This window comes from Mesobaculum littorinae (genome assembly GCF_004011175.1).
GTDB lineage: Bacteria > Pseudomonadota > Alphaproteobacteria > Rhodobacterales > Rhodobacteraceae > Tranquillimonas > Tranquillimonas littorinae.
Genome location: NZ_RQXX01000005.1, coordinates 25,435 through 48,767 on the forward strand (window position 1 = coordinate 25,435; position 23,333 = coordinate 48,767).

At 61.7% G+C, this 23,333-nt stretch carries 19 protein-coding genes and 3 pseudogenes; 14 read left to right on the forward strand and 8 right to left on the reverse strand.

Going from position 1 to position 23,333, the window contains the following annotated elements:
* Positions 1–51: 51 nt before the first annotated feature.
* The gene (locus EKE94_RS14200) at positions 52–714 is read right to left on the reverse strand and encodes a hypothetical protein (RefSeq protein WP_127907301.1); all 663 of its coding nucleotides are present in this window, start codon (positions 712–714) and stop codon (positions 52–54) included.
* 213 nt (positions 715–927) lie between these two features.
* Between EKE94_RS14200 and EKE94_RS14205 the strand changes: the two genes are divergently transcribed.
* From EKE94_RS14205 to EKE94_RS14240, 8 genes are all read left to right on the forward strand, one after another.
* The gene (locus EKE94_RS14205) at positions 928–1,170 is read left to right on the forward strand and encodes a helix-turn-helix domain-containing protein (RefSeq protein WP_127907302.1); all 243 of its coding nucleotides are present in this window, start codon (positions 928–930) and stop codon (positions 1,168–1,170) included.
* Between the two features lie 223 nt (positions 1,171–1,393).
* Entirely contained in the window at positions 1,394–1,894 is a 501-nt protein-coding gene (locus EKE94_RS14210) for a TnsA endonuclease N-terminal domain-containing protein (protein ID WP_235856042.1), read from the forward strand.
* The gene (locus EKE94_RS14215) at positions 1,891–4,035 is read left to right on the forward strand and encodes a Mu transposase C-terminal domain-containing protein (protein WP_127907303.1); all 2,145 of its coding nucleotides are present in this window, start codon (positions 1,891–1,893) and stop codon (positions 4,033–4,035) included. The genes EKE94_RS14210 and EKE94_RS14215 overlap by 4 nt, the downstream gene beginning before the upstream one ends.
* Positions 4,025–4,978: an ATP-binding protein gene (locus EKE94_RS14220; protein ID WP_164870959.1), complete on the forward strand. Its 954-nt coding sequence runs from the start codon at positions 4,025–4,027 to the stop codon at positions 4,976–4,978. The genes EKE94_RS14215 and EKE94_RS14220 overlap by 11 nt, the downstream gene beginning before the upstream one ends.
* A complete protein-coding gene (locus EKE94_RS14225; protein ID WP_127907305.1) occupies positions 4,975–6,768 on the forward strand; it encodes a TniQ family protein in 1,794 nt (597 codons plus the stop codon). The genes EKE94_RS14220 and EKE94_RS14225 overlap by 4 nt, the downstream gene beginning before the upstream one ends.
* 330 nt (positions 6,769–7,098) lie before the next feature.
* On the forward strand, positions 7,099–7,638 hold the full coding sequence (locus tag EKE94_RS14230; protein ID WP_127907306.1) for an AAA family ATPase: 540 nt from the start codon (positions 7,099–7,101) through the stop codon (positions 7,636–7,638).
* Between the two features lie 18 nt (positions 7,639–7,656).
* Positions 7,657–8,064, forward strand: a complete 408-nt coding sequence (locus EKE94_RS14235; RefSeq protein ID WP_127907307.1) for a hypothetical protein — start codon at positions 7,657–7,659, stop codon at positions 8,062–8,064.
* 16 nt (positions 8,065–8,080) lie between these two features.
* Positions 8,081–9,169 carry a hypothetical protein gene (locus tag EKE94_RS14240; RefSeq protein ID WP_127907308.1) on the forward strand — a complete coding sequence of 363 codons (1,089 nt, stop codon included), beginning with the start codon at positions 8,081–8,083 and terminating at the stop codon, positions 9,167–9,169.
* A 231-nt stretch (positions 9,170–9,400) separates the two neighbouring features.
* Here EKE94_RS14240 and EKE94_RS14245 read toward each other — a convergent pair whose 3' ends face one another.
* Complete coding sequence (locus tag EKE94_RS14245) at positions 9,401–10,984, reverse strand: ABC-F family ATP-binding cassette domain-containing protein (RefSeq protein WP_127907309.1); 1,584 nt, start codon at positions 10,982–10,984, stop codon at positions 9,401–9,403.
* 237 nt (positions 10,985–11,221) lie between these two features.
* Here EKE94_RS14245 and EKE94_RS14250 point away from each other — a divergent pair, with 237 nt between their 5' ends.
* On the forward strand, positions 11,222–11,854 hold the full coding sequence (locus tag EKE94_RS14250; RefSeq protein ID WP_127907310.1) for a tyrosine-type recombinase/integrase: 633 nt from the start codon (positions 11,222–11,224) through the stop codon (positions 11,852–11,854).
* 769 nt (positions 11,855–12,623) lie between these two features.
* Here the strand turns inward: EKE94_RS14250 and EKE94_RS14255 are convergent.
* Positions 12,624–13,523, reverse strand: coding sequence for a LysR family transcriptional regulator (locus tag EKE94_RS14255; RefSeq protein ID WP_127907311.1), 900 nt, complete (start codon positions 13,521–13,523; stop codon positions 12,624–12,626).
* 101 nt (positions 13,524–13,624) lie between these two features.
* Between EKE94_RS14255 and EKE94_RS14260 the strand changes: the two genes are divergently transcribed.
* Positions 13,625–14,362: an SDR family oxidoreductase gene (locus EKE94_RS14260; RefSeq protein WP_127907312.1), complete on the forward strand. Its 738-nt coding sequence runs from the start codon at positions 13,625–13,627 to the stop codon at positions 14,360–14,362.
* An 88-nt stretch (positions 14,363–14,450) separates the two neighbouring features.
* Positions 14,451–14,660, forward strand: coding sequence for a tautomerase family protein (locus tag EKE94_RS14265; protein WP_127907313.1), 210 nt, complete (start codon positions 14,451–14,453; stop codon positions 14,658–14,660).
* A 521-nt stretch (positions 14,661–15,181) separates the two neighbouring features.
* Here EKE94_RS14265 and EKE94_RS14275 read toward each other — a convergent pair.
* A pseudogene (locus tag EKE94_RS14275) lies at positions 15,182–15,938 on the reverse strand (integrase core domain-containing protein).
* 421 nt (positions 15,939–16,359) lie between these two features.
* Between EKE94_RS14275 and EKE94_RS14280 the strand changes: the two are divergent.
* Entirely contained in the window at positions 16,360–17,355 is a 996-nt protein-coding gene (locus tag EKE94_RS14280; RefSeq protein WP_127907314.1) for an SRPBCC family protein, read from the forward strand.
* Positions 17,356–17,693: 338 nt separating this feature from the next.
* Here the strand turns inward: EKE94_RS14280 and EKE94_RS14285 are convergent, their stop codons facing one another.
* A complete protein-coding gene (locus EKE94_RS14285; protein ID WP_127907315.1) occupies positions 17,694–18,035 on the reverse strand; it encodes a hypothetical protein in 342 nt (113 codons plus the stop codon).
* Positions 18,036–18,089: 54 nt separating this feature from the next.
* On the opposite strand from EKE94_RS14285, the pseudogene EKE94_RS14290 reads away from it, so the two are divergent.
* Positions 18,090–18,612 (forward strand): annotated as a pseudogene (locus tag EKE94_RS14290) (integrase core domain-containing protein); the annotation flags it as partial.
* 259 nt (positions 18,613–18,871) lie between these two features.
* Positions 18,872–20,263 (forward strand): glycosyltransferase family 2 protein, encoded by a 1,392-nt coding sequence (locus tag EKE94_RS14295; RefSeq protein WP_127907317.1) that lies wholly within the window; start codon positions 18,872–18,874, stop codon positions 20,261–20,263.
* Positions 20,264–21,844: 1,581 nt separating this feature from the next.
* On the opposite strand, the gene EKE94_RS18780 is transcribed toward EKE94_RS14295, so the two are convergent.
* The 3 genes and pseudogenes from EKE94_RS18780 to EKE94_RS18965 form a co-directional block, all read right to left on the reverse strand.
* The gene (locus EKE94_RS18780) at positions 21,845–22,258 is read right to left on the reverse strand and encodes an ABC transporter ATP-binding protein (RefSeq protein WP_206615085.1); all 414 of its coding nucleotides are present in this window, start codon (positions 22,256–22,258) and stop codon (positions 21,845–21,847) included.
* Complete coding sequence (locus EKE94_RS19090; RefSeq protein ID WP_206615086.1) at positions 22,237–22,524, reverse strand: ATP-binding cassette domain-containing protein; 288 nt, start codon at positions 22,522–22,524, stop codon at positions 22,237–22,239. The genes EKE94_RS18780 and EKE94_RS19090 overlap by 22 nt, the downstream gene beginning before the upstream one ends.
* Positions 22,502–23,316, reverse strand: a pseudogene (locus EKE94_RS18965) (FecCD family ABC transporter permease). The gene EKE94_RS19090 and the pseudogene EKE94_RS18965 overlap by 23 nt, the downstream one beginning before the upstream one ends.
* Between the last annotated feature and the right edge of the window lie 17 nt (positions 23,317–23,333).

Here is a 23,333-nt window from a genome sequence, read left to right on the forward strand (position 1 = left end):
TAAGGTCGCCCGCTTTTGCCACGACTGACTTCACTAAGCGATCAATCTGCATCACTTCTCCCACATCCCCCGCTGCCTGAGGACGTCCCGAGCTTTTCCCCACGAGACCCCCGCTACTTGTGCACAGCGGTTGGCAGATCGGGTCTCCAGATAGGTCTCGACGATAAGCTGCTCGTCGCACTTACGGTTCGCGTTTCTCGGTTCGACCGTGCGCCCTGTACTCTTAATCCACCTAGAGATCGTATCGCATCCTAAACCATGCCGCTCGCGCAACTCACGAAGGGAGCTACCGGATTCCCACTGTCTCGCAATATCTTCTCGGATGTCGATCCCCGCGGCAGCCAAAGCCTTGGCAGTCTCACGCCGATCTCGTCCCAAAGCCTTCGCCACCCTACCCAGCGACCCCAGCTCCTCGTAGACCCGCTTGATCTCAGCCGGCTCCGGCAAGGGAGCTTTTTGTTTTCTGTGACGCAAAAGGCGTTCAAGGCTGTTAGATACCGGAACTGAATTTTCACAGGTGTCCTCGACGTTCGTAGCGACGACATCGGTTTCAGGACCTTTCGGCGGAGCTACTTTGTGGCGCGCGCGCTTTCGTCGGGATGCATACAGACGCCGGCGAACGCCTTCCAGTTCTGCGATGGTCTTTTGGGCCGCCTCAAGTTGCTCTCGAGCCTCTCGAAGTCGTCTTTCCTGCTCGTCCGTCAGCATCGTCATCTGGGTCGCCCTTCCGATAAGCATCTTCGCAGCGAAGCTGGTCGAGGCAACTAAAGAAGGTGTCGACTTGCCGATACTCTCGATTTGATCGGCGCGGCGCCCGACAAAATCTGAGAAAACGCCATGGATGGCCGACGAAGCTTGCGCGCCCAACCAATCTTCGAATCAGTGCGGGTATGGGTAAGAACGGAGTCTAAGGACTTGCATCAGGCCATGAAGGTAGATTTGCACAATCACGAGCGGCTGAAGTGCAGGCTTCGGCAAGCCGGGTCGAGCATGGCGGAAATCGCGCGCATGCTCGACATCAAGCAAAGCAGCGTGACGGTGGTGAGCCAGGGTTACCGACGCTCTCACCGTGTGCAGTCCGCCATCGCCGTTCAGCTTGGGACTACCCCGCAGGCGCTCTTCCCAGACCGATACCCAGCAGAGGAGGAGCGTCCAACCGAACAAACCTGACATCGGGAAGTAAAAAGACCCTCCTGCGCTAACAGGAAGGCCTTTTGAATAAGCGTCGTTTGGATCCGACTACTTATTCATCCCCTGAGTCTCACGAAAAGTCAACCTGCCGAGGCGTCACTCGGCAGGGCAGTCAAACTCATCTCAAACATAGGGGGATGTCGCCCCGCACCTGCTCCGATCCACATGGGTCGGCGCTCAGGTGAGGTGCGCTCCAATCATCATGAAGAAAAAACTGATCTACCGCGGGCCGGAACCGAGCCACGCGACCCGAGTTCCTGCGCGCCGCTCCAAAGGCAGCCTTCGGGGCTCGATGGTCGCGCTGCTGCCTGGCTTTGAGCGCCCGCGTATCATCCACTTCGAGAGCGCCCTCGAATACGCCTTTCTCTGCCTGATGCTGGTACGAGAGGACGTGCATCACATCCGGGAGCAGCCCCCGGCGATATCCTATGTCGGCACCGACGGCCGCCCTGCGCGACATGTCTTCGACTTCCTCGTCACCAAGGCGGATGGCGAGCGGATCGCGGTGGCGATCAAACCCATGCAGCGCGTCCTGAAGCTGAACTTTGCCTCCGAGCTCGAAGCGGTTGCGGCAGCGGTCTCCAAATCCTTTGCAGACCGCGTGCTGCTGGTCACCGACCAGCACCTCGACCGGGCCGCCGCAGCTGAAGCGGCCCGGACACTCGCCTGGTCGCGCACCTCTCTGACGGAGGTGACGGCATGACCATGCGTTTCCGCTTCTCGAACTCCGACATGATCACCACTGCAGGCGTCGCCATGCGCCCCCTCCAGATGGACGACAAAGGCGGCACCTTCGAGCGCGTCGGCCAGCCAGGGATCACGGAGTCTTTTTCCTACCAAGAGCTCGCCGAGATGATGCGCCGGCCGGACACAACGTATCTTGCCGGCTACTTCGACTGGGCTACGCAGGAGATGCGGCTAAACAAGCCAGTGGAAGTAATCAGTGAATTGCCGGAACAGATCGGCAGACTGGTGATTTGGCGGAAAGCGGTCTGCGATGCTTTCCTGACCTTAGAGGCAAAAGATGAAATCAAGCGGACCCAAGAAAGCTACGACAGCGCGCGCCCACGATTAGCCGCAGAAACGCAGCGCCTTGTCGGCGAAGGCGCCGCGGCAGCCAAGAAAGCTAGACCAGGTAAAGACGTCACCGTACGCAACCTTCCGGGTAGCCGAACTGCGTTTCAATGGGTGCGTGCCTACCAATCTGCGAGTTGCTCACCACTTGCGCTTATCCCCGAGACTTATCGTTCCGGGAACCGGACGCGGATTTGGTGCCCGCGATCTGTAGTTCTGATGAATCAGGTCATCGAGATTTACGCCGACACGCAGCGCCCGACAAAGGTCCAAGCGATCAAGCAAACCCAAGCACTTTTCGATGAAGAGAACCGAAAACGTGCCGACGCCGGGGTACCCCTTATGGTCGTTCCATCGGCCGCAAGTATTCGACGTCGCCTAGGCATGGCTGATCCGTTCTACCTCTACGCCAAGCGGAATGGTGCTGCAGCTGCCGCTAGACATTTTGCCATGAGCAGCAACGGTCCTGATGTCCTACGACCCATGGAGCGGGTCGAGATGGATGAAAACAAGCTCGACGTCATGTCGTTGCTGACGCTGACCGGCATTTGGGAGCACCTGCCGCCGGATCGGCAGAAGAAATTCGAGGCTGGACGACGCTGGCTCTACATTGCGATCGACTGCGCCACGAAATGCGTCGTGTCGATGCGATTGGCTGAAACGCCAAACTCGGATGATGCGATCCGCGCACTGCGGCTGATTTTCGAGGACAAGACCCCGCTGGCCCAGGCGGCCGAATGCGAGAGCACATGGCATCACCACGGCGGGATCGGAACCCTCGTGACCGACATGGGTCCTGCCTTCGTCTCGGATGCCTTCCAGGCAACGGTAGTGTCGCTTGGCGTCACGTCGCATTTGCCACCTGCCGGAATTCCCTGGATGCGGGGGCACATCGAGTCCTTTTTCCGAACGCTCGGCCACCAGCTCATGCCACTCTTGGCGGGTCGTACCTTCTTCGACACCGTGGATCGCGGTGACTACCCCTCCGAGATGCTCGCCTGCCTGTGCGACGACGATCTGATCAAGGTTCTTCTGACCTACATCGTTGATATCTATCACAATCAGCCACACGGTTCGCTGAAAGGGGAAACCCCGAATGCAGCATGGAAGCGCCTGATTGCCGAACACGGGACGCCTCCGGTACCGGATGGCCTGACCCTTAGAAAAGCATTCGGCAGGCCGCTGACCCGGAAACTCAATGACGAGGGCGTGCTGTTCTCTGGGCTTAGTTATAGCTGCGAGGCGCTGCGGGAAGCCTATCTCCACTCCCCCATACGGGAGGTGGAAATCAGGGTGGACCTGCAGGACATCGGCTGGATCGCCGTCAAAGTTGGCGCAACCTGGTATCCGGCGCTCGCCAATCAGCCCGGCTTCGCGGGCGTGAGTTTCGAAGAACTAAGGGAGGGCATTCGGGCGGTTCGACACGCACATGCGCACGCTGCGAAGCTGGACGTGCCCAAGGTCCAGCGCGCCATCGGGAGGATTTCCGAAGCGAACCGTCGTGCGTTCGCGTTGCGCGCCCTGACCCCGTACCACACAGCCGACGTGGAGGTAGCGCGTGCAGATGCGTCGCTGCACCAACCGCTTCGCTCTGACGCGCAGCGGTTGGGATACGTGCCGCCGAGCAACGATCTGCTCAATGACGCGATCTCCATTACTCCGCCCAAGGACACATCTCGGGAGCCAGACAGCGACGATAGCGGGCCGGGATCCGAGCGTCGAACGAGACGCAAGACCCGCAAACGCTGGGGGTTCAATTATGGGAAATGATCTGATCACCCGAGCAGCACAACGGGTCGCTGAACTGAAGGGGTATTTCGTCGATCACGAGCGCTTCGTCCCACTGGCAGAAGGGTTCTCCATCCTCGCCGAGAAAAGGCTCGTAGACATCCAGACCGGCCGCATCAGCGAGGCGCAAGGGCTTGCTCTGTCCGGGCACTCCGGGGCCGGCAAAAGCGCTGCAATCACCCATCTTCTCGCCCAAGAAGGGCAAAGGCTGGCCGATCGAGGTTACGGAGATTCAACCATCATCAGCTTGCGGGTACCCTCACCCGCAACGCTGAAATTCGTCGGACAGATGCTCCTTCGGGCGCTTGGCTACCCCATCGGTGCCGATCGCCATGCATGGTACATATGGGACCTGGTTCAACATCATCTCAAAGAGAGACGAGTCCTTTTCGTGCATCTCGACGAGGCTCAGGACCTGGCGTCGCGGGGTACCAAGCATGAGCTGGATTCAGTCACATCCATGCTGAAGACCCTGATGACGGACCCGGAATGGCCGGTCGGGATCATTCTTTCGGGCACAACCGAGCTGGAAGACATCCTCAACCACGACCATCAGCTCGCGCGGCGCATGAAGACCGTTCGGTTCGAGAGCCTATCCCCTGCTGCATATAGTGATGATATTCTCGACCTGCTCGAGAAGTACTGCGAACTGGCGAAGCTCGAACCAGAGGAGGACGTGCTGGAATTGTCCCACGGCGAACGCGTGGTCCATGCTGCGGCAAACCAGTTCGGCATCGCCATCGTCCTGATCCTCGACGCCATCGAGGACGCCTACCTGCAGGGGCAGGAGACACTGAGCCGGCACAATTTCATCAGGGCGTACCATCGGCGGACCTCCTGCGACGCCGAATTCAATCCGTTTGTCGTGCCGGATTTCATGCGCATCGACGCCCGTCAGGTGTTTTCTCGGGAGAACCGCACATGATGTTTTCGACCGTTAAGCCGTTGCCATTGAACGTGAAATACCATCTCGGAGAATCCGCAACCTCTCTCGCATCCCGCTTGGCCCGTCGCAACGGCGTGTCAGGCATGGCGATGTTTTTGTCTGACTTCGGGATCGACTATCTGAACTTAACCAATGGCGACCAGGAGGATTGCGCGCGGCTGGCCGCACTTGCCGGTGTCGATCAGGCGGCACTGCATCGCGACACGCCGGCGCTTGTCTCTCCTGGCTGGTTCCGGCTGGGCCTGGAGGAGATCAAATTCACGGCCTTCAGCCGAACCGCTCTCAAAGGCTGCCCACAATGCCTGCAAGACGCTTCAAACGATAGCGAGGCTGGGCATCTCGGTCTGTGGCAGCTCACCTCAATCCGCACCTGCGGCTTGCACGGCTGTTACCTCACTCCGTTGCCCACGTCGTCTGGGCCACGAGAGCGGTTCGACGTCACCAGACTGACCTCTGGCTTTTCACCGCCAGAACCCCAGGTCGCGAACGATCAGGATCTCTGGTTCGAGCATTACCTGAGAAACAGGATCGAGAAGGGGCCTGGGAAGACCTGGCTGGACCGGTTGCCCTTCCATGTTGCGGCGCAGACCTGCGAAGCCTTCGGGCTCCTGCTGACCCTTGGCCCGAAAGCCCGGCGAGAAACAGTGACGCCGGCGCAATGGGCTGCTGCAGGCACTGCCGGTTTCAGCATCCTACGCCAAGGACCAGATGCGTTCCGGCAGAAGTTGAAGGATATCCAGAAGGCCCATCCAGTCGACAACACCCTCTACCGGACCCGCTATCGCGTCTTCTTCGAGTGGCTGCGCCACCGCGACGACGACCCTCAGTTCGATGTGATCCGCGATCTGGTGCGAGAGTTCATCTTCCGCAACTTCCCGATCTCCGAAGGCTCGATCGTTCTGGGCCGCCCCTGCCCTGAACAATACGTCCACTCGCTTTCGACGGCTCGCTCGCGATATGGCATGTCTGGTTGGAAGCTGGCGCGCCGCCTAGCCTCGATGGGGCTCGCGGAAAGGAAGATATCTGGCCAGGGTTTTGTACTGACCGGTTACGTGCCCACGGAAATCATCAATGACATCGCGACCGATTTCGACGCCCTCCTGAACGCGACCGACGCGGGAAGATATCTTGGCGTCGAACGTTTCATGATGGCCAAGCTGACGAAGCCTGGACTGGTCGAGAAGTACTTCGACGAAAAGAATGCCTCGCCGATGTATCACCCGCGCGATCTCGACGGGTTCATCGGGAAGCTGCGGGCGCGCATTGAGCGCTCCGAGGCGGCAGACCTACTCGACATTGCGACGGCATCGCATCGTGTCCGGATACCGACCGAACGCGTGGTCGAGATCATTCTAAGAAACCGCCTTCCGCTGTATGCCCCCGACCCCACCACCGCACGCTTTCCGGATTTCCGCGTGTCGCTAGCCGTGCTGCGTGAGGTCATCGCTACCGATCACCATGGAACCGTTCGGCCGACCCGGGCCGCGACGATCCTCGGCGTCAATATCCGGACGATCCGCAGTCTGATGGACACGGGCGTTCTGGAATCTTGCAACATTGAGGAGGTGAAGAGCGGGCGAATGCGACGGTATGTCTGCGCCAACGCGATGGAACGGTTTTCCAAAAGCCATATCTCGGTGGTTGCACTGGCAACGGCGAGCGGACGGCTGCCAGGCGTCGAAGCCGTGATCCAGCTCGACCGCGGTGCGCAGCCCCTTCCGCTGGGGCCGCGCGCCAACATGATTTTCAGGCGAAGCGACGTTCTCTGAACCACAATTCGCGGGAAGCCGGCCAATGCGCCGGCTTTTTCATGTTCGGCCAGAGGCAAACTTATCTGACGAAAAAGGCAGATTCAGTTCAGCATCGAGGTTTTCGGGCGCTGAAATCTAAGGGAAATTTTGGGCCCCAGAGGCAGAACTTTGTGACGCTTCCCACCCTCTGAAAAGCACCAGATAGTTCTGCCTTTCTCGTTAGAGGATTTGCCTCTGCCGCGCAGACGGGTGCTGTTTTCCCTACGAAAATCCATGCCGCTTTGATCCGCGCCCGTGGCGTGTTGATCGCTTCGCAGCGCTTTCCCCTATCAAAACCGAGGATGGCCCATGAGCGACCATTTCTTTGTCGTGACGGGCGGCCCCGGTGTGGGCAAGACCAGCCTCATCACCGAGCTCTCCCGCCGCGGATTTCACGCAACTCCCGATTCCGGCCGCGCGATCATTCGCGAGGAGGTGGCGCGCGGCGGAGACGCCCTCCCCTGGGCGGACCGCATGGCCTATGCCGAGAGGATGCTGGAGCGGGACCTGCGCGCCTGCGAGGACGCTGAGGCACTCTCAGGCCCCGTGATCTTCGACCGAGGCATTCCCGACATTATAGGCTACCTGACCCTCTGCGGCCTCCCCGTGCCGCCCCACGTCGCCGCAGCAGCCAAAGCAGCCCGCTACAACCGTCGCGTCTTCCTGGCACCGTTTTGGGATGAGATCTTCACACAAGACAGCGAACGCAAGCAGACTCGCGCCGAAGCCGAAGCGACCTGCGCCGTTATGCGGGAGACCTACACCGCGCTCGGATACCAGATCACGGAGTTGCCACGCGCCGACATTGCAACACGCGCCGACTTTATCTGTGCGCAGCGGGTCAATTGACCGTGATCGCGAGATGCCGTGGCGAAACTGCTGAAGCGGACAAACCGCATGGTCCCTCCGGCCTCCCGTTGCCTGACACTCACGGCCCGAAGCCGCCATTCGCCGGTCGGCTCGTCGCCGCAGCGCGCCCTCACCGAACCGGACGTTCGCGAAGCGCGCAGCATCTCCACCGCCCGGATGGCTGCTTGGCGGACAAATCTGCCGCTCGTCCCGCTCCTATCGTCGATCGGAAAGCGCCGGGAGAGGCCACTGAGTCCCGCGGCGAAAGCGGAACTTAGCTTCGCGACGGAATCCGGACGGGAGCTGCGCTACCCAGAACAGCACCAAATTCTTTCCGGTCTCATGGCGGCAACCATTCCATTTATCGGCGCGGCGATCCACATCTTATGTCGTGACCGCCCAGCACTCGAAATTTCTGCTCACTGAGGAAGCGCGACAGATCATGGGCATCACCGTTCACACCCTCGACGCTCGCAACAACTTCTTTCTCGAAGTGCTTCGAGACCATTTCAAATTGACGCCGGAGCGGATGCATCGAGAAATCCAGGGAATTGTTCGCTCGACCTCTGCCCTGCTTGCGAAAAAAGGCGTGGATTATGGCGCACTACGAACTGCGCTGGCGCCCCAGCAAGACCGCCGCGAGGCGACCTTCCTCTTTAACATCGATTTCAAGACATCTGGTTCATACAGCTACCCGGTCCACCAACGGCTCCTCCGTCTGTTTGACAGGCAAAGCAGCCATTCCGTGCTGCACGGTGACATCACAGACGAGCGCCGCTGGGGAGCTTTAGAGCAGGCCGACGAAGAGCTTGTTCGAGTGGGAGACCGCCAATTCGAGAGCCCGATGCTCTACGCTGTCTACGTCAACAACCTCACCGACCAGATGTTGGCCTATATTCACGGGGGATTCGAGGACTATCCGTGCTATGTCGGCCATGTCGACACGACCTTCAGTTCAATCTTTAAGGCGTCGCTTTCCACACAGTTAGTCAATGCCTACGTGCAGTTCCGTGGAACAATCATCGGCCAGCACGAAGACGACCGCGATGCGCTTGAGAACATTGACCTGGTCGGGCTCGGCTTCAAGGAGGCGGGCTACACAGTGAGGAGCATTCCCGGGACGCAGTTCATGCTTCTGCTGAGCTACAAGATTGAGCGTCCCGTGGTTCAAGGTTACGAGGCGGACACCGAGTTCTCTCTCAATGCCATCAGCCCCATCGCCCTTCCGTTGGGGAACTGCGACATCGAGATCGACCCACGAAAGTTTGAGTATCTCTCAACCAACAAGTCTAAGAGACTAGAAGGCCTGGGGCTGCTCGGCGGCCACCTTGACCAGCTGAGAGAAATGATCCGCAAACGTATCAGCCACAACTACATCTACAGCATGGTGCAGGATGACGCCCACGGCGTTAGCCGCTTCAACATCATGATCGAGGCACGCCCTGCGGATACTGAAAGTTGGTTTCGTGCGCTGGTGGGTCTGGAATACAAGCCGGAAAGCGAGCGCTTGCGCCTCATCACACTCTTCTGATCGCAGACCGATGCAACTCCTGCACCCTTGGGGCAGACTCACGCTGCGTAGCGAACGGCGGGCAGTTTCGGGCCTGGCGGACTTTCGGCGACGCGGCGGCGCCGCTCTTCGACACAAAGGTCGGCCGCTTCTCACGGCCCAGAGCTGCCGTTCAAACCAGCCGTCGATGCGGCCCGCAGCGTCGCCGCAGCATTCTCCAATCGCTGAACGTCGTCTGCGCCGACAAAGCGGTCATGCCCCCAGATCAATCGTCCTGTCCGGTGCGAGCGATTCAAGGAATGCCGTGTCATGGCTGATCGCTAGAATTGCCCCATCATAAGCAGCCAGCGCAGCCTCAAGTGCTGCGATACCATCCAGATCAAGGTGATTGGTCGGCTCGTCCAAGATCAGCAACGGCGGCGGCGGGGTGCCTCCGAGGGCACAAGCCAGACCAGCGCGCACACGCTCGCCCCCGCTAAACTCTCCCGCGTAACGCAAGGCATCCGCCGCGCGGAAACCGAACCTGGCCAGTGCCGCGTGAGCGGTGTGGGGATCAGCCAAGGGGTTAAGGCGGCGGAAATTGTCGCGAAGGGACAAAGCCGGGTCAATCAGGTGGCCATGCTGATCCAGCACGGAAAACGGAACCGCGAGCGCCACGCGGCCACTTTGCGGTACGATCTGTCCGGTGATGATCTTCAGGATCGTCGTCTTTCCGCTGCCATTCGGCCCCGAAATAACAATGCGCTCGGGACCGGTCACGGTCAGCGACAGATCACGGATCAAGGGATGATCGGGGTCATAGCCGCCGGTCACCTTTTCCAGTCGCAGCACCGTTTTGCCGGTCGCAAGGCCGGTTGGGGGAATGTCCATGCGCAAGGGTTGCAGGGATTCGATCTTTTCGCAGGCGGAAGACACCGCCTTATCTGCCGCCGCGAGCCGTGCATCGTGCAGCCGGACACCTGCACCGCCCGACGCTTCGGCCCGCCCCTTGGCGGCGTCCATCAGAATTTTGGGCTGATCGCCCCTTTCCCGCGCGCGGTGTCCGGCACCGTCCTTGCGGGCCTTACGTTCGCTTGCCTGCTGTGCGCGACGGGCCGCATCGGCGCGGGTTTTCTGCGCGTGGGCGAGGTCATGCGCTGCCGCATCCATCTCGGTGGCCTTCCGCTCCCGGAAATCGCTGTAGTTTCCGCCGTACCGGGCCGCACCAAGCGAAGTGAGTTCGACGATAGAGTCCATTTCTTCCAGAATTTCGCGGTCATGGCTGGCGATGATGGCACCACCTGCCCAACCCCGGATGAGGTCAATCACCGCCTTGCGCCCGTCCCGGTCGAGATTGTTCGTCGGTTCGTCCAGCAACAGAAAATCCGGCTCGGCGAAGATCAGGGCGGCAAGAGCGGCCCGGCTGCGCTGGCCGCCGGATAGCGTGGCCAGGAGGGTCTGAGGCCCGACCGACAGACCACAGCGCAAAAGCGCCCCTTCTATCCGCGCGGGCAGGGTCCAATCCGCGTCGGCCAGTTCATCGGCATCCGCAAGCCCCGCCTCCGCCCGATCAAGTAGTTCAAGCGCGGATCGCATTCCGAACAGATCAGCGATGCGGTCATCTGGCTGCTTCATCGCCTCCTGCCGCACCATCGCGACGGAGCCGGTCACGCGGACCTGGCCCGAAGCCGGGCTCAATTCCCCAGAAATCAGGCGAAGCAGGGTGCTCTTGCCGATGCCATTGCGCCCGACGATGCCGGTGCGCTCCGGGCCGAAAGTCAGGTTAAGGTCGGTATGAAGAGGCGCGTTGTCAGGCGTGGACCAGGACAGGCCGGAGAGGGAAACGGATGCGGGCATGGGGCAGAACTTCTCGCAGCAAAATCGAAGAGGTGAATGCGGCGAGGTTCAGGTCCATGTTGATGGGATCTCCGATTGCGGTATGGCTGAAAAGTATTGGTCGCTCGGCGATTCTGCAAGCCAGCGCCAACCGCGCCTTTGGGCGCGAAGCGGACTTGCGGCGGTGCCGCGTTGTACGATGGCACACCGGCACTGAGTCGGTGAGGAGGTGGCATGCGGTGGAACGGAGGACCCGTCATGTCTGCTGCAAACCTTCCCGCAATTCGCGCCTGCCGCCCCGCATGGAACAGAGGCCGTATCGTCGGCCAAAAGCGACCGCTCATGCCCAAGCACGTCTGGGCGATCCGTGTGCGCCTGGAAATCGCCGGGCTCGTACGAGACCTGGCGCTCTTCAATCTCGCGATCGACAGCAAGCTGCGCGGCTGCGACCTCGTCAAGCTGAGGGTGAGCGACGTTTATACCGCGGATCAGGTCAAGGAACGGGCCTCGATCACCCAAAGCAAGACGAGGCAACCTGTCCGCTTCGAGATTACCGAGGGGACGCGGAAATCGCTCGCAGCTTGGCTCGATGATCCGCTGATGCGCGGGTCTGAACATCTCTGGCCGGGGCGTTTCCACGAAAGGCGACATATCTCGACGCGGCAATATGCCCGCCTGGTCCGAGAATGGGTAACCTCGATCGGCCTAGAGCCCAGTTCCTACGGCACGCATTCGATGCGCCGCACCAAAGTTGCCCAGATCTACCGCAAGACCGGGAACCTGCGCGCCGTTCAGCTGCTGCTGGGGCACACGAAGATGGACAGCACCGTCCGATACCTCGGTGTAGAGCTCGAAGACGCCCTCGCGATATCCGAGGCGGTCGAGATTTGAGTGAAAGGGCCGCACTTCATGGGCGGCCCAATCCGGACCTTTGACGGGAAGACGAGTGCTGCGCCGCGGCTTCGCCGAAGCAGTCGTTCGCGCCAACATACAGCGTAGTTTGGCCTGTGAGATCGGCTGGCTGGGCTTCTCCGGCGGTAGCTGCGGCTGCTCCATTTCGCCGAGAATGCGAGTAGCATCGGAAGCGATGAGATGATCCACTTCATCGATGGCGGGCAAAGCCGTCTTTTGTGCTGGAAGTGGCCCCCAGGCGTCAATGCGAGGATGGCTTATGCGGTCAAACTCGTCCGCTCGATCAGCTCGCCGTCGACGAGAACGTGCTGCGCCTCGCTTCGGCCCTCGATGCGCGACAGAAGCAGGCGGGTAGCTGGATCCCCACGACTTCACCGACCGCTTGAAAGACGCTCTCGGACGCAGGGTCCGCCACTTCAGCCTTCCCGAGCCTGCCTTCTGGGCTCTGCTGCTGCTCACAGGCAATTCGCCTTGAATTGCCAAAGGAGACGTCGTGCAGTTCGCGGACGTGGTCGCGGGCACAACGACATCGACCCGACCTTCGAGATCGAGCGGATCACCGGGACACCGCCGCATACCTTCGCCAGCTTCCTTTCAGATCATCGGGCGGACTTCACGCAGTCGGTGGCGACCGATCCGTCCGCTCAGCTTGAAGCGACTGTTTTCGTCGGACGCGGATCATGCGCAGCTTGGGTGCGGCCCCGACGACCGCTTGTCCAAGATTGACGTGACCGGCGCGCCGCGTCCGTCAGGGGGATGCGGCGGTCCGGGAAAAGAGGCCGCTCACCCAGTCGAGAAACACGCCCAACCGCCGCGACACAGTTCGGTCGCCCGCATGGATCGCATTGAGCGGCAGCGGTGCCGGGCGGTAATCGGGCAGCACCTCGACCAGCGAACCGGAGCGGAGGTCGTCCGTGAACCGGTAGCGCGGGGCCTGGATCAGCCCCAGCCCCTGCCGCGCGAGCCCTGCCGCAGTGTCGGAATTATCCGTTGACACCACGCAGTCGAGGCGCCGGGCGTGCAGCGCACCATCGTGAGTGAACTCCAGCGGCAGCAGATCGCCCGTGCGCGAGGACAGAAACCCGACCATCCGGTGCCCCTCCAGATCGTCGATCCCGTGCGGCGTTCCGTGCCGGGCCAGGTAGTCAGGGCTGGCGCAGGTGATCTCGGGCAATTCGCCGAGCCGCCGCATCTTCAGGCTGCTGTCCTCGGGCTGCCCCGCCCTGAGCGCGCAATCGACGCCGTCCTGCACGATATTCGCGAAGCGGTCGCTCTGCGAGAAGGCGATGGTCAGCCCCGGATAAGTATCGAGGAACGCCGGCAAATGCGGCACCAGGAAGGTGCGCGTCAGAAGGCCGGGCGCGTCGATGCGCAGATGCCCCGCGGGGCGCGCAGTGCCGAAGGCGCCGAACGTGTCCTCGACCTGCGCCAGGATCTCCCGGGCGCGACGGTAGAGCTCTTCTCCTTCGGGCGTGACGGCAACGTGCCGCGTCGTGCGCGCCAGCAGGCGGGCGCCGGTCTCGCGCTCCAGAAGAGCGATCGCATTTGTCGCGGTCGAGCGGGCGACTCCGAGATCGCGCGCGGCCCGCGCGAAGCTGCCGCCTTCGACGATCCGGGTGAAGAGTTCGAGACGGTCCAGCCTGTCCATCGGGATTATTAGCCCAAACAGAATTATGATGTCAAATTCTCGGTAATTGTTCGCCTCGACAGGAGGGATTAGCTCCAGCTCGTAACAGAACGGACCTGTCTATGACCCATCATACCAGAACTGCCATCGTCACCGGCGCCTCGCGCGGCATCGGGGCGGAAATCGCCCGCCACCTCGCCGCCGACGGCATCGCCGTCGCGGTGAACTACGCCAGCAGCCCCGACTCCGCCGAAGCGGTGGTGGCTGACATTTCCGACCGCAACGGCCGTGCCGTCGCGATACAAACGGACCTCACCGACCCGTCCGCGGCCACGCGTCTCTTCGACGCCGCGGAGGCGGCTTTCGGACCCGTCGATATCCTGATCAACAATGCCGGGATGATGAAACTGGCGCCAATCGCGGAGGCGGATGACGCCCAGATCGACGCCCACATGACCCTCAACTTAGCCGCGCCTGTCCGGCTGATGCGCGAGGCGGCGCGCAGACTCGGCGCGGGCGGGCGGATCGTCAGCCTCTCTTCCTCCGTCGTCGGCCTCTACCAGCCGGGCTATGGCCTCTACGCCGGGACCAAGGCTGCGATCGAGGCGGTGACCCATGTCCTCGCGAAGGAGCTGGGGCCAAAGGGTATCACGGTCAATGCCGTCGCGCCCGGTCCCGTGGCCACCGATTTCTTCCTGGCGGGCAAGAGCGATGCGCTGGTGGCACAGATCGAGGCCATGAACCCGTTCGGCCGCCTTGGCACGCCGCAGGACATCGCGCGCGTCGTGCGGTTCCTCGCCAGCGACGAGGCCGCATGGATCAGCGGACAGGTGATCCGCGCCAATGGCGGAGTGATCTGACCCGCGCTGCCTCCTACGACCCAACGCCTCCGCCGGATCGGCCGTGCCGGTCCGCCGTTTCTCCGACCCGACCCTGAAAGGACATCCCATGCCGTTTGTGAATATCAAGACGCCCGAAGCCGCCCTGACCGCCGAGCAGAAGGCCGAGATCGGCCACCGCATAACCGACCTTCTGGTCGAATTCTTCTCCGAAGCGGCGCGGCCGCACACAATGGTTCTGATCGAAGAGGTGAAGGACGGCGGCTACTACCGCGCCGACGAACCCTTCGTCATTCCGGACGACTACAGAGCCGCGTGATCCAGGGATGCCGCTGGCCGTTCAAACGGCCAGCGGCACGAAGGGCGGCCGCCCGCTCCCGACGCATCGGGACTCAGAACGACCGAGCTTTTCTCGAATTCGAAGCTCAATCTGCTGCATATGCCAAAGCTCGACAGGCCGTGAATGCGGCTGCTGACCTGCCCGAACGGGTCCGGGTGGCGAAATTCGGTGCGAACGGTCCACAGCGGCTGGATCGGGAACACTAAATGGATGTCCGATTCAGCACCCGAACCAAGATATCCTGTGGACCGCAGGGAAGATCGGTTCTCCGCCCACCATGCTTAAGGCAGGCCCCAGCGTTGTCGCTGCTAGGACCGCGTCAAAGGGGCTTTATCAGGTCGGTCATCAACGTTTCGCCTTTTGCAGAGCCAGCGTGCGGTAGACGGTTGGCCGCGAGGCCGAAAAGAATTCGATCAAGTCCGACACCGAATACTCTTCAGTTGCATGCATCCGGGTCAGCTCCGCTGCCTGCCGGACAGAGTGCTTTGGTTCCCCGCCCCTCAGCTTCCCCTTGCCAATCCATTCTTTGACACGAACTCGACAGGCGGGATGTGCCCCAGCCCCGAGTGAGGGCGGTTGCGACTGTCGTCGTACTGCCACGAAAGGGACTTTGCGCGAGCCTCGGCCAGCGAAGAGAACAGCGTCTGGTTGAGAAACTCCTCCCGGGAACGACCGCTAAAGCTCTCGACAAAGCCATTCTGCATGGGCGTTTCCGGGGCCAGGCGACACCTGTGCGCAGGCGCCAGCTCGGCACGGCCGTCGAGGTCAGCTCCGTCGCTTTGTCCGAGACTACCGTCGCGGGCCGACCCCGCCGACAGATCAACGCATCAAGCTCGCGTACAACGCAGAAGCCGAAGAGCAACGTGTCCGCCACCGCGCGGGGCATTCCCGGCTGGAGTCGTCGACCACGACCTAAACCCGGAAACGGCGACCATCCGTCAGAGCGTCGCTTAGGAAGTCGAGGCTCCAGCGCTGGTTTACGGCATCGGGCACCAGCATTGGTCTGCGCGTTCCCAGAGCCTGCCTCCGACCGGCCCGGCGGCGCACTTGGAGCCCCTGACGCCGACAGAGCCGCCTGAGCTTCCTAAGCTACGGGCTCTCCAGCGCCCTATGACGTCGGGCATGCGACACCTTGAGGCGACCGAACCGCGCCTTCTACTTGTAGAACGTCGCCGTGCTGACACCGTGCGTGCGACAGATATCAACCGGCGTCAGCCCTGCCTTCTGCTCCTTCAGCGTCCCGATGATCTGGTTCAGATGGGCTTACGCGGCCCACCTGGGCCGCGTAAGCCCATCTTCACCCCGTGAACCTTGATCGCGTCATCGTCCGTATCCTGGCTGGAACGGACTCCCCCTCAAACCGGAGGAGGAAACGCGCCTCAGGTCAGCTCTTGAGGAAGGCAAAATGCAGCACGGGCCCGTCCATGCTCGCAGCGTGCCCGGTGCAAACGTCATGCATTCCGTCCCGTCGGAACCGTGCTTCGGAGCGGCCTTTCGCGGACAATCACTCGAAGGCACATAGTGAGCTTCGCTGCGGCTACACCAAGGGCTGCTTTCGCAGATCGCACCAAAACGGTAGTCTTCGTAACACGCTTCGACGGTGACTCTGTGGGTCACGCGACCGTCGAGTGGCGGGCCGTATATTGTCGTTCGAGCGAAAAAACACCAAACTCAGCCCATGTCATCCACGTCACCGAAACCGGACTCGGCCACGCCGCTGCGAACGCGCCTTGCCATCGCATTCGCGCTAGCCTTCTTCTATGGGCTTTTGCTTTATTTTGCGATCTGGGCCGGCGGCACCGAGCAGCGCAGCTGGATTCCCTTCCTGGCGGGCCTCTTTCTGATGCCCATGGCGATCGCGAGCGTTGCCACCAGCATCGCCGATCCGCGCGGCGAACGCCCAATCTGGCGACATATCCGAAACGGATGGCTGGTGATCTGGGCGCTGGTCGCGATCAGCCTGCTGTTTCTGGGCGAGGGCGGGATCTGCGCGGTCATGGCCGCGCCCTGCTTCATGGCGGCGGCGGCCGCCGGATCGGCGTTGACCAGCGCCGTGCTGGGCCATCTGCGCAGGCGGGCGGGCACGACATTCGCGATTGCCCTGCCGCTTTTGCCCCTGCTGGCGTTGCCGTTCGAGCCGATGCTGAGCTATGCGGACCACCACGGCGCGGTCACGTCGGTGCGGGTGATCGACGCGTCGCCCGAGGATGTCTGGCGTCACACCGTCGCCGTCACGGATATCAAGCGGGGCGAGCTGCCGTTCAGTTTCAGCCACGATATCGTCGGTGCACCGCGCCCGGAGTCTGCGACGCTTGAGGGACACGGCGTTGGTGCCGTGCGCCATGTGCGTTGGAGCCGAGGAGTCCGGTTCGACGAAGTCATCACGGATTGGGAGCGGAACCGGCATCTGGCCTGGACCTTCCAATTCGGCGAGGATGCGATCCCCGCGTCGGTCGAGGCGCATATCGATGTCGATAGCGCGTATCTGAAGGTCGCGACCGGGGAGTATACGCTGGACGCATTGCCCGGCGGGCGCACGCGTCTGACGCTGACGACGCGCTATATCATCGCGACACCGATCAACGCTTATTGCGACTTCTGGGGGCGCATTTTCCTGGATGATTTTCACGGTGCGGTCCTGAGCGTGATCAAGGCCCGTGCGGAAAAGGCGTAGAACGCAGAAGGGCGGCGGCTCTGCACAATTGATGTCCTCGATTGACGTTTTTATTGAAGCTACAAACCAATCGTGAGCACCCCGGACAACCCAGAGGCCCATGCGCGATGCAATGGCATGGATCGTCGCTGATAGTTGCGGTGAGCGAATTGACAAAGCCCCCAACGGGTCCACTCACACCAGTGCGCCCCACGCCATCCGCTCGTGCTCCTCGGACAGCATTCCACAAAGCGCACGACAGTCCGTCTTGTCGGACGCCAGAAGCGGAATGCGTTTTAGAACTCTCATATTCGACACATGCGGAAAAACGCCTTGTCCGAGGCTGCCACGAGCGACGTTCAACCCAAGTATTCGTCGAAGGTTTTTGGTTGTTCTTCCTCAGCGGACGTCCGCGCATCACCTGGCCTGCCCGCACAAAAGTGATCCACCCTAAAGCAGGCTTTCGAGCCAGATGAAGGACGTGAAATGGGGCGGATCGACGCTCCAGCAGAGCACACAAGCCTGAGGAAATCGTCGCGAAGCTCCGGCAGGTCGACGAGTTGGTATTGCAAGGCAAATCCGTATCCGCGTCGGTCCGGTCGATCGGGGGTGAGGAATCGGCGCGCCACCTGTCCAAGCGCCATGCCGAACCAGGTCAACTGTTGCGGCTGGCCCAAGGGACGGCCATGTCCGGTCGCCATGGTTGCGCCATGGGCCCTAGCGATCATGACGACGGTCCGAGGACAAGGGCGCGTGCGATACGTACCCGCCGGGAGTTAAACTCGACCGCGTTGATCGATGTCCCGACCGGCCTGCTCCTCCGCGAGGAGTGCCCGGCCACGTCCGGTCGGTATTGCCCGTTTAGGCGCCATCGGTGCGAACCCGATGGTCGACAGCCCTGAGTTCATCGCCAAGGCGGTGCGGGACTGGATCGGTGCCCTTGGCGCGAAGACGGCTTTCATCGAGGCTGGCAGTCCGTGGGACCTTCGAGGATCGGGAAACGGTCCAGCGGACCGTTTTCCCGAGGCAGGCTACTGCGAGAGCGCCAACCCGAAGCGCCGCGACGACCTTCTGAACGGCGAGGTGTTCTACGCCCTGACCAACGTGCGTGTGGTGATCCAAGCATGGCGGGCCCATTACGATACCATCCGGCCTCTCGCGTCCGCGGGCTACCGGCCACCCGCGCCAGAGGCAGTCCACTGGAGCCCTCCCGACGGCGGATCACCGCCGACCCAGTCAACGTCAGTGGCACCGAGACCCGTCATGAACCAAGTCTGAAACCGGCCCACCCGATAGCGCTAGGGCATGAAGACCTTGTCCCGTAGGGCTTTCGTCCAAGCCGACGCATGGATCGCCCCATCAATCACCTAAGTGCCCCCTCCTTCCGATGTGCACGACAACGCCGCGGAACAGCGACGGCGTCGAACCCTTGTCATGCGCGGCGGGTGCTGGCAAAAGTCCTAAATGAACCGTGCATAGGTCCAACCCGAGAGCTCGACTCACATTTTAAACCAATAAACAAGTTCTGGAAGAACCGATGGTCACGAAATCAAAATCTGAAAATGACGCTGAAATCAAACGGATCCGAAAGTCGAAGCTGTTTGATGAGAAATGGTATTTAGAAACTTACCGAGATGTACCGCTGCTCGGCATGGACCCGATTGAACATTATGTGAAATTCGGCGCCATGATGATGCGTGATCCGAATACAAAATTTTCAACAAGGTTTTACCTAGACACACACCCGATAGTCAGGAAGAAGCGTTCCAACCCATTGGCAACGCACATTTACCGGAAAGGTGTTGAGGGGAACATTGAGCCGGACCATCGCTCTGTTCTCTGGGCTTGCAGCCGTGTCGCTCGATATTACGGAGTCGACAAGGCAATATCAATGGCAGAGCAATACCTTCCAGAAAATCTCGCATACACGACAGCGGTGTTGAAGGGCAATAAAGCCCTGGAGAATGAGGACGAGCCAACATGGCTCGGCCATATGAACTCTTACCTCGAAAAATTCGGGCTCGCGCCTCTCAGGTTGAAGGATCAGGAAGGCTCTCTTCTTTCCAGGATGACGTCCGACCCCCTTCCCGCCGTGTCCAGCTCTGTCAAAATATCCGTTATTATGCCGGCTTGGAACGCGGAGGAGACGGTTACGTATGCCGCTCGATCCATTCTGCGCCAGACTTGGCGAAACCTTGAATTGATCATAGTTGATGATTGCAGCGAGGATGGCACCTGGGAGCGCCTGAAGAAGATCGCCGACGCGGACAGCCGGGTCAAAATCTTCCGAAACAAGAATAATGTCGGGCCGTACGTATCTAAAAACATCGGCCTGGATCAAGCCACGGGTGACTATGTAACAGGTCACGATGCCGATGATTGGGCCGTCCCTCAGCGACTTGAAAACCACATGCGGGAGATACAGTCGCATTCGGGCTCGCTCAAAGCGAGTCTCGGCTACATGGTACGGATACGTCCGGACGGATTCTTCGGGCATATCGGCAGAATAACGGACTTTTCCTTGGATGGCGTATGCCGGAAGGCGTCGATTTCCTGCATGTTTGAACGAAAAACTCTTAACGAGAAACTAGGATACTGGGATACGGTTCGTTTCGGCGCTGACAGCGAGATGATCTCGCGGGCAACTCAGCTACTGGGTGACGATTTCGCGTCGATGAAACAGATCACCATGATCTGTCTTGACCTGGAAACCAGCCTTACCAATCATCCAGAACATGGTGTCGACAAGGTTCGTGGCATATCTCCAATTCGATCCCAGTATAGAGATTCCTGGACGAACTGGCAAAAAACAGAAATGAACGAAAGCAATTCTTACCTGGAGTTCCCGCAAAAGGTCAGAAGATACAAAGCGGCAGACGAAATGGTGCCCAGCCTTCGCAGCATCAATGAGAACCTACAAGCACTTTGAATTGGCGAGCCGCAGGGCAGCCCCAAGGCAACACTGACTGACTTGACAGAGTCCGTTGTTGATTGCCTTGGCGGGCCGCATGAAGCGAAACACCCCGCGCTTCGATGCCCTATCTTGCGACGTATGCATATGCTCCATCCTTTTGCTTGAAGAAAATCTCGAAGTCCGATCAGCGGAACCGATTACCGCCATTACCCCCCCGAGGGCTTCGAACCGATAGGAGTATCGGGGTGCCTGATTACGGGTTCAGTACGCAGATCGGCCGAAGTCCGGTCTGCCCCGCCCCAGGGTCTATCGGTTGCGAAGGGCTTTGACGGTCATGCGCAGCGCGGTTCACGTGGCCGGAGTTTGAATACGGACTTCACGCCCGGCGATCCGGCCGTCGGCGCCCCTGCCCCGAGGCAACGCCCCAAGGTTCTACCCCGTGGGTCTACGCTCGTTGTCGGCATTTTCAGTGATCGTGCTCGGGAACACACCAGGCCCGGCGGGCTGGCCCCGTGCCGCGGTCACAGGCGCCCATCGCCGCGGCCTTCGCACATACTCAGTCTTTGGCTTCGCTCGGTGAGAGCAGGCTGCAAATGCACTTTGCGCCATTGTGCCCTCAGCCCGTCGAGCGTCGGTCGTTATTAAGGGACCGTCAGCGCAATCCTTTGCGACTGACGTCTCGATCCAGCCGAAACACCTTGCGGAACTGCTCCATGCCGCTGCTGGAGAAGCGAACGGCGCGGGTCTCGGGATCGCGCCGGGGCCATCCCCGGTCTTAGACCTCGCCAAGGAGCGTTGCACCAAGTCCGCCGCCCGGACCGGTCGAGGCAGGCACGGCAGACCGGGCGGCGCGCGCGGCGTAGCTTTAGCAGGTCGATGTCGAACCGCTCGAAACGTCCTGCGCCATCGTCGGTCAGGATAGGCGCCTCGCCCTCCTCCCTAATTGCCCGCCGGTCGATCAGGGCCCGCAACAGCCCTACGGCCAAGCCGCCCGCGAGGTGGTCGTAACAGACCCGCACATCGCGCAACGCGGGCTCCTTCGGTCCGGAGCGCGTGCGCACCCGCCCCGACGCCACCACGACGTCCATCATCGCCTCCAGCATCCGGCCGACCTCTCGTCTAAGGCCGAGGCCACGTAGCGGTGGCGCCCCTGCCTGCGCCGCACCAGAAGCTTGCCTCCTCCATCTTCGCCAGGTGACCCAAGGCGGTCTGGGCCGTCACGCCTGCTTCTTGCGCCAGCTCGCCCGCCGACCTGCGCCCCCTGCTGAATGGGGTCGAGGGGTTCCTCTAGATCGAGCGGGTCCAGTCCCTGGCCGACCCGGACCGCATCCTGTCGCTGTCGTTCTGGCGGGACGAGGCCGCAGCGCACCGCGGAAGCAAGCTGGATGCCCGCAAACGTCCGTCTCCGACTGATCCGCAGCAGCGCCGCAGCTCTGGATGCCAGGCAGGCGATGATCCGCGGAATCGTGCATCCGGCGGAAGACGCAATCGGCCCGGCGTTCTGTTTCACGTGTGGGGCCCCCGCACCGGCGGATCAGCTTCGCGCGCGCAGGGACACGGGGGTCGAAGCGGTCTCCCGGTCTACGTCGGCAGAACTCAGACCGTTCCGGTCCGCGGGTGGCGCTGGATCAGCGCATCGATGCCGAAGACGTCGGCGATGCGGCGTTCGGTCAGCACCTCATCCGCATCTCCCTGCGCCACGATTCGGCCCCCGTCCATCAGGCAGAGCCGGTCGCAGAACATCGCCGCGAGGTTCAGGTCGTGCAGGGCGCCGACAACCGTCACGCCGATTTCCCGGACAAAGCGCAGCAGCGACAGCTGGTAGCGGATATCAAGTTGGTTGGTCGGCTCGTCGAGCACGAGCACCTGCGGCTGCTGCACCAATGCGCGGGCCAGAAGGACCCGCTGACGCTCGCCCCCCCCCGAAAGGGTGCGAAACGCGCGGTCCTGCGGGTGGGTCAGCCGCTGCAGGGAAACCGCGGCGTCGATCAGGCTGGCGTCGTGCGGCATATCGGGCTGCAACAGCGCCTTGTGGGCCGAGCGCACCAGGTGGCGGAACGCTGCCAGATATCCTCGCCATTCACGAGCACCCGGCCGGCTGCGGGGCGGCTCACGCGGTAGATCGCGCGCAGGAGCGAGGACTTGCCCGCCCCGTTCGGGCCCAGCAGGCCAAGCATCTCGCCCGGCACGACCCGCAGGTCGATCTCCTGCACCAGTGGCGTGGAGCCGGCATTGATGCTGACACCCTCGATCTCAAGCCGGCCCCGTCCGATCATTTCGCGACCCCCAGCGCATGGGCGTCGCGCCCCAGGCGCCAGATGAAAAGGGACCGCCGACCCGCGCGGTCACGATGCCGATGGGCAATTCCAGCGGTGCGATGATCGAACGGGCGACGAGATCGGCCGCGATCGTAAAGGCAGCGCCCGAAAGCGCCACGGCCAACAGGGCGCGACGGTGATCAGCCCGACCAACAGGCGAACGATATGCGGCATGATCAGACCGACAAAGCCGATCACGCCGGACACCGCGACGGTAATCCCGGTCAGGGCCGCGGTCAGAACGAACATCGCGCACCGGAAGCGCTCGACATCCAGGCCAAGCGCCACCGCGCTTTCGTCTCCTGCCATCAAGAGGTTCAGCCGCCGCGCCTGCGCAAGCATGACAGCAAGCCCGGTCGCCGACGCGACAACCGGGGTCGGCAGCAGCTTCCACTGCGCCGCGCCGAAGCCGCCCAGCGTCCAGAAAAGGACGCGCGTTGCCAGTTGCAGGTCCGGCGAGGTCAGCACCAGCAGGCTGGTCAACGCGCTGAGCACCGCCCCCAGCGCGACGCCCGCAAGCACCAGCCGGGGGGGCGTCATCTGCCCACCGGCGCGGGCGATCCAGAACACGATCGTGAGCGCCACGAGACCGCCGACGAACGCGGAAAGATGCAGCGTGAACGCCCCGAGCACCACGAGACCGAAGCGCATGACCACAACCGCCCCGGTCTCCGCGCCCGACGACACGCCCAAAATCGACGGCCCGGCCAGCGGATGTCGCACGATGGCCCGGATGACTATACCCGACACCCCCAGACCCCCCCGAG

Bases quoted from the DNA above. Each gene is read 5' to 3' on its own strand.
- EKE94_RS14240 (WP_127907308.1), top strand. From the start codon at position 8,081: ATGGGCATCACCGTTCACACCCTCGACGCTCGCAACAACTTCTTTCTC.
- EKE94_RS14225 (WP_127907305.1), top strand. From the start codon at position 4,975: ATGATGTTTTCGACCGTTAAGCCGTTGCCATTGAACGTGAAATACCAT.
- EKE94_RS14285 (WP_127907315.1), bottom strand. From the start codon at position 18,035: ATGGCGACCGGACATGGCCGTCCCTTGGGCCAGCCGCAACAGTTGACC.
- EKE94_RS14295 (WP_127907317.1), top strand. From the start codon at position 18,872: ATGGTCACGAAATCAAAATCTGAAAATGACGCTGAAATCAAACGGATC.
- EKE94_RS14265 (WP_127907313.1), top strand. From the start codon at position 14,451: ATGCCGTTTGTGAATATCAAGACGCCCGAAGCCGCCCTGACCGCCGAG.
- EKE94_RS14200 (WP_127907301.1), bottom strand. From the start codon at position 714: ATGACGATGCTGACGGACGAGCAGGAAAGACGACTTCGAGAGGCTCGA.
- EKE94_RS14255 (WP_127907311.1), bottom strand. From the start codon at position 13,523: ATGGACAGGCTGGACCGTCTCGAACTCTTCACCCGGATCGTCGAAGGC.
- EKE94_RS14215 (WP_127907303.1), top strand. From the start codon at position 1,891: ATGACCATGCGTTTCCGCTTCTCGAACTCCGACATGATCACCACTGCA.
- EKE94_RS19090 (WP_206615086.1), bottom strand. From the start codon at position 22,524: ATGATCGGACGGGGCCGGCTTGAGATCGAGGGTGTCAGCATCAATGCC.
- EKE94_RS14280 (WP_127907314.1), top strand. From the start codon at position 16,360: ATGTCATCCACGTCACCGAAACCGGACTCGGCCACGCCGCTGCGAACG.
- EKE94_RS14220 (WP_164870959.1), top strand. From the start codon at position 4,025: ATGGGAAATGATCTGATCACCCGAGCAGCACAACGGGTCGCTGAACTG.
- EKE94_RS14245 (WP_127907309.1), bottom strand. From the start codon at position 10,984: ATGCCCGCATCCGTTTCCCTCTCCGGCCTGTCCTGGTCCACGCCTGAC.
- EKE94_RS18780 (WP_206615085.1), bottom strand. From the start codon at position 22,258: ATGCCGCACGACGCCAGCCTGATCGACGCCGCGGTTTCCCTGCAGCGG.
- EKE94_RS14230 (WP_127907306.1), top strand. From the start codon at position 7,099: ATGAGCGACCATTTCTTTGTCGTGACGGGCGGCCCCGGTGTGGGCAAG.
- EKE94_RS14205 (WP_127907302.1), top strand. From the start codon at position 928: ATGAAGGTAGATTTGCACAATCACGAGCGGCTGAAGTGCAGGCTTCGG.
- EKE94_RS14250 (WP_127907310.1), top strand. From the start codon at position 11,222: ATGTCTGCTGCAAACCTTCCCGCAATTCGCGCCTGCCGCCCCGCATGG.
- EKE94_RS14210 (WP_235856042.1), top strand. From the start codon at position 1,394: ATGAAGAAAAAACTGATCTACCGCGGGCCGGAACCGAGCCACGCGACC.
- EKE94_RS14260 (WP_127907312.1), top strand. From the start codon at position 13,625: ATGACCCATCATACCAGAACTGCCATCGTCACCGGCGCCTCGCGCGGC.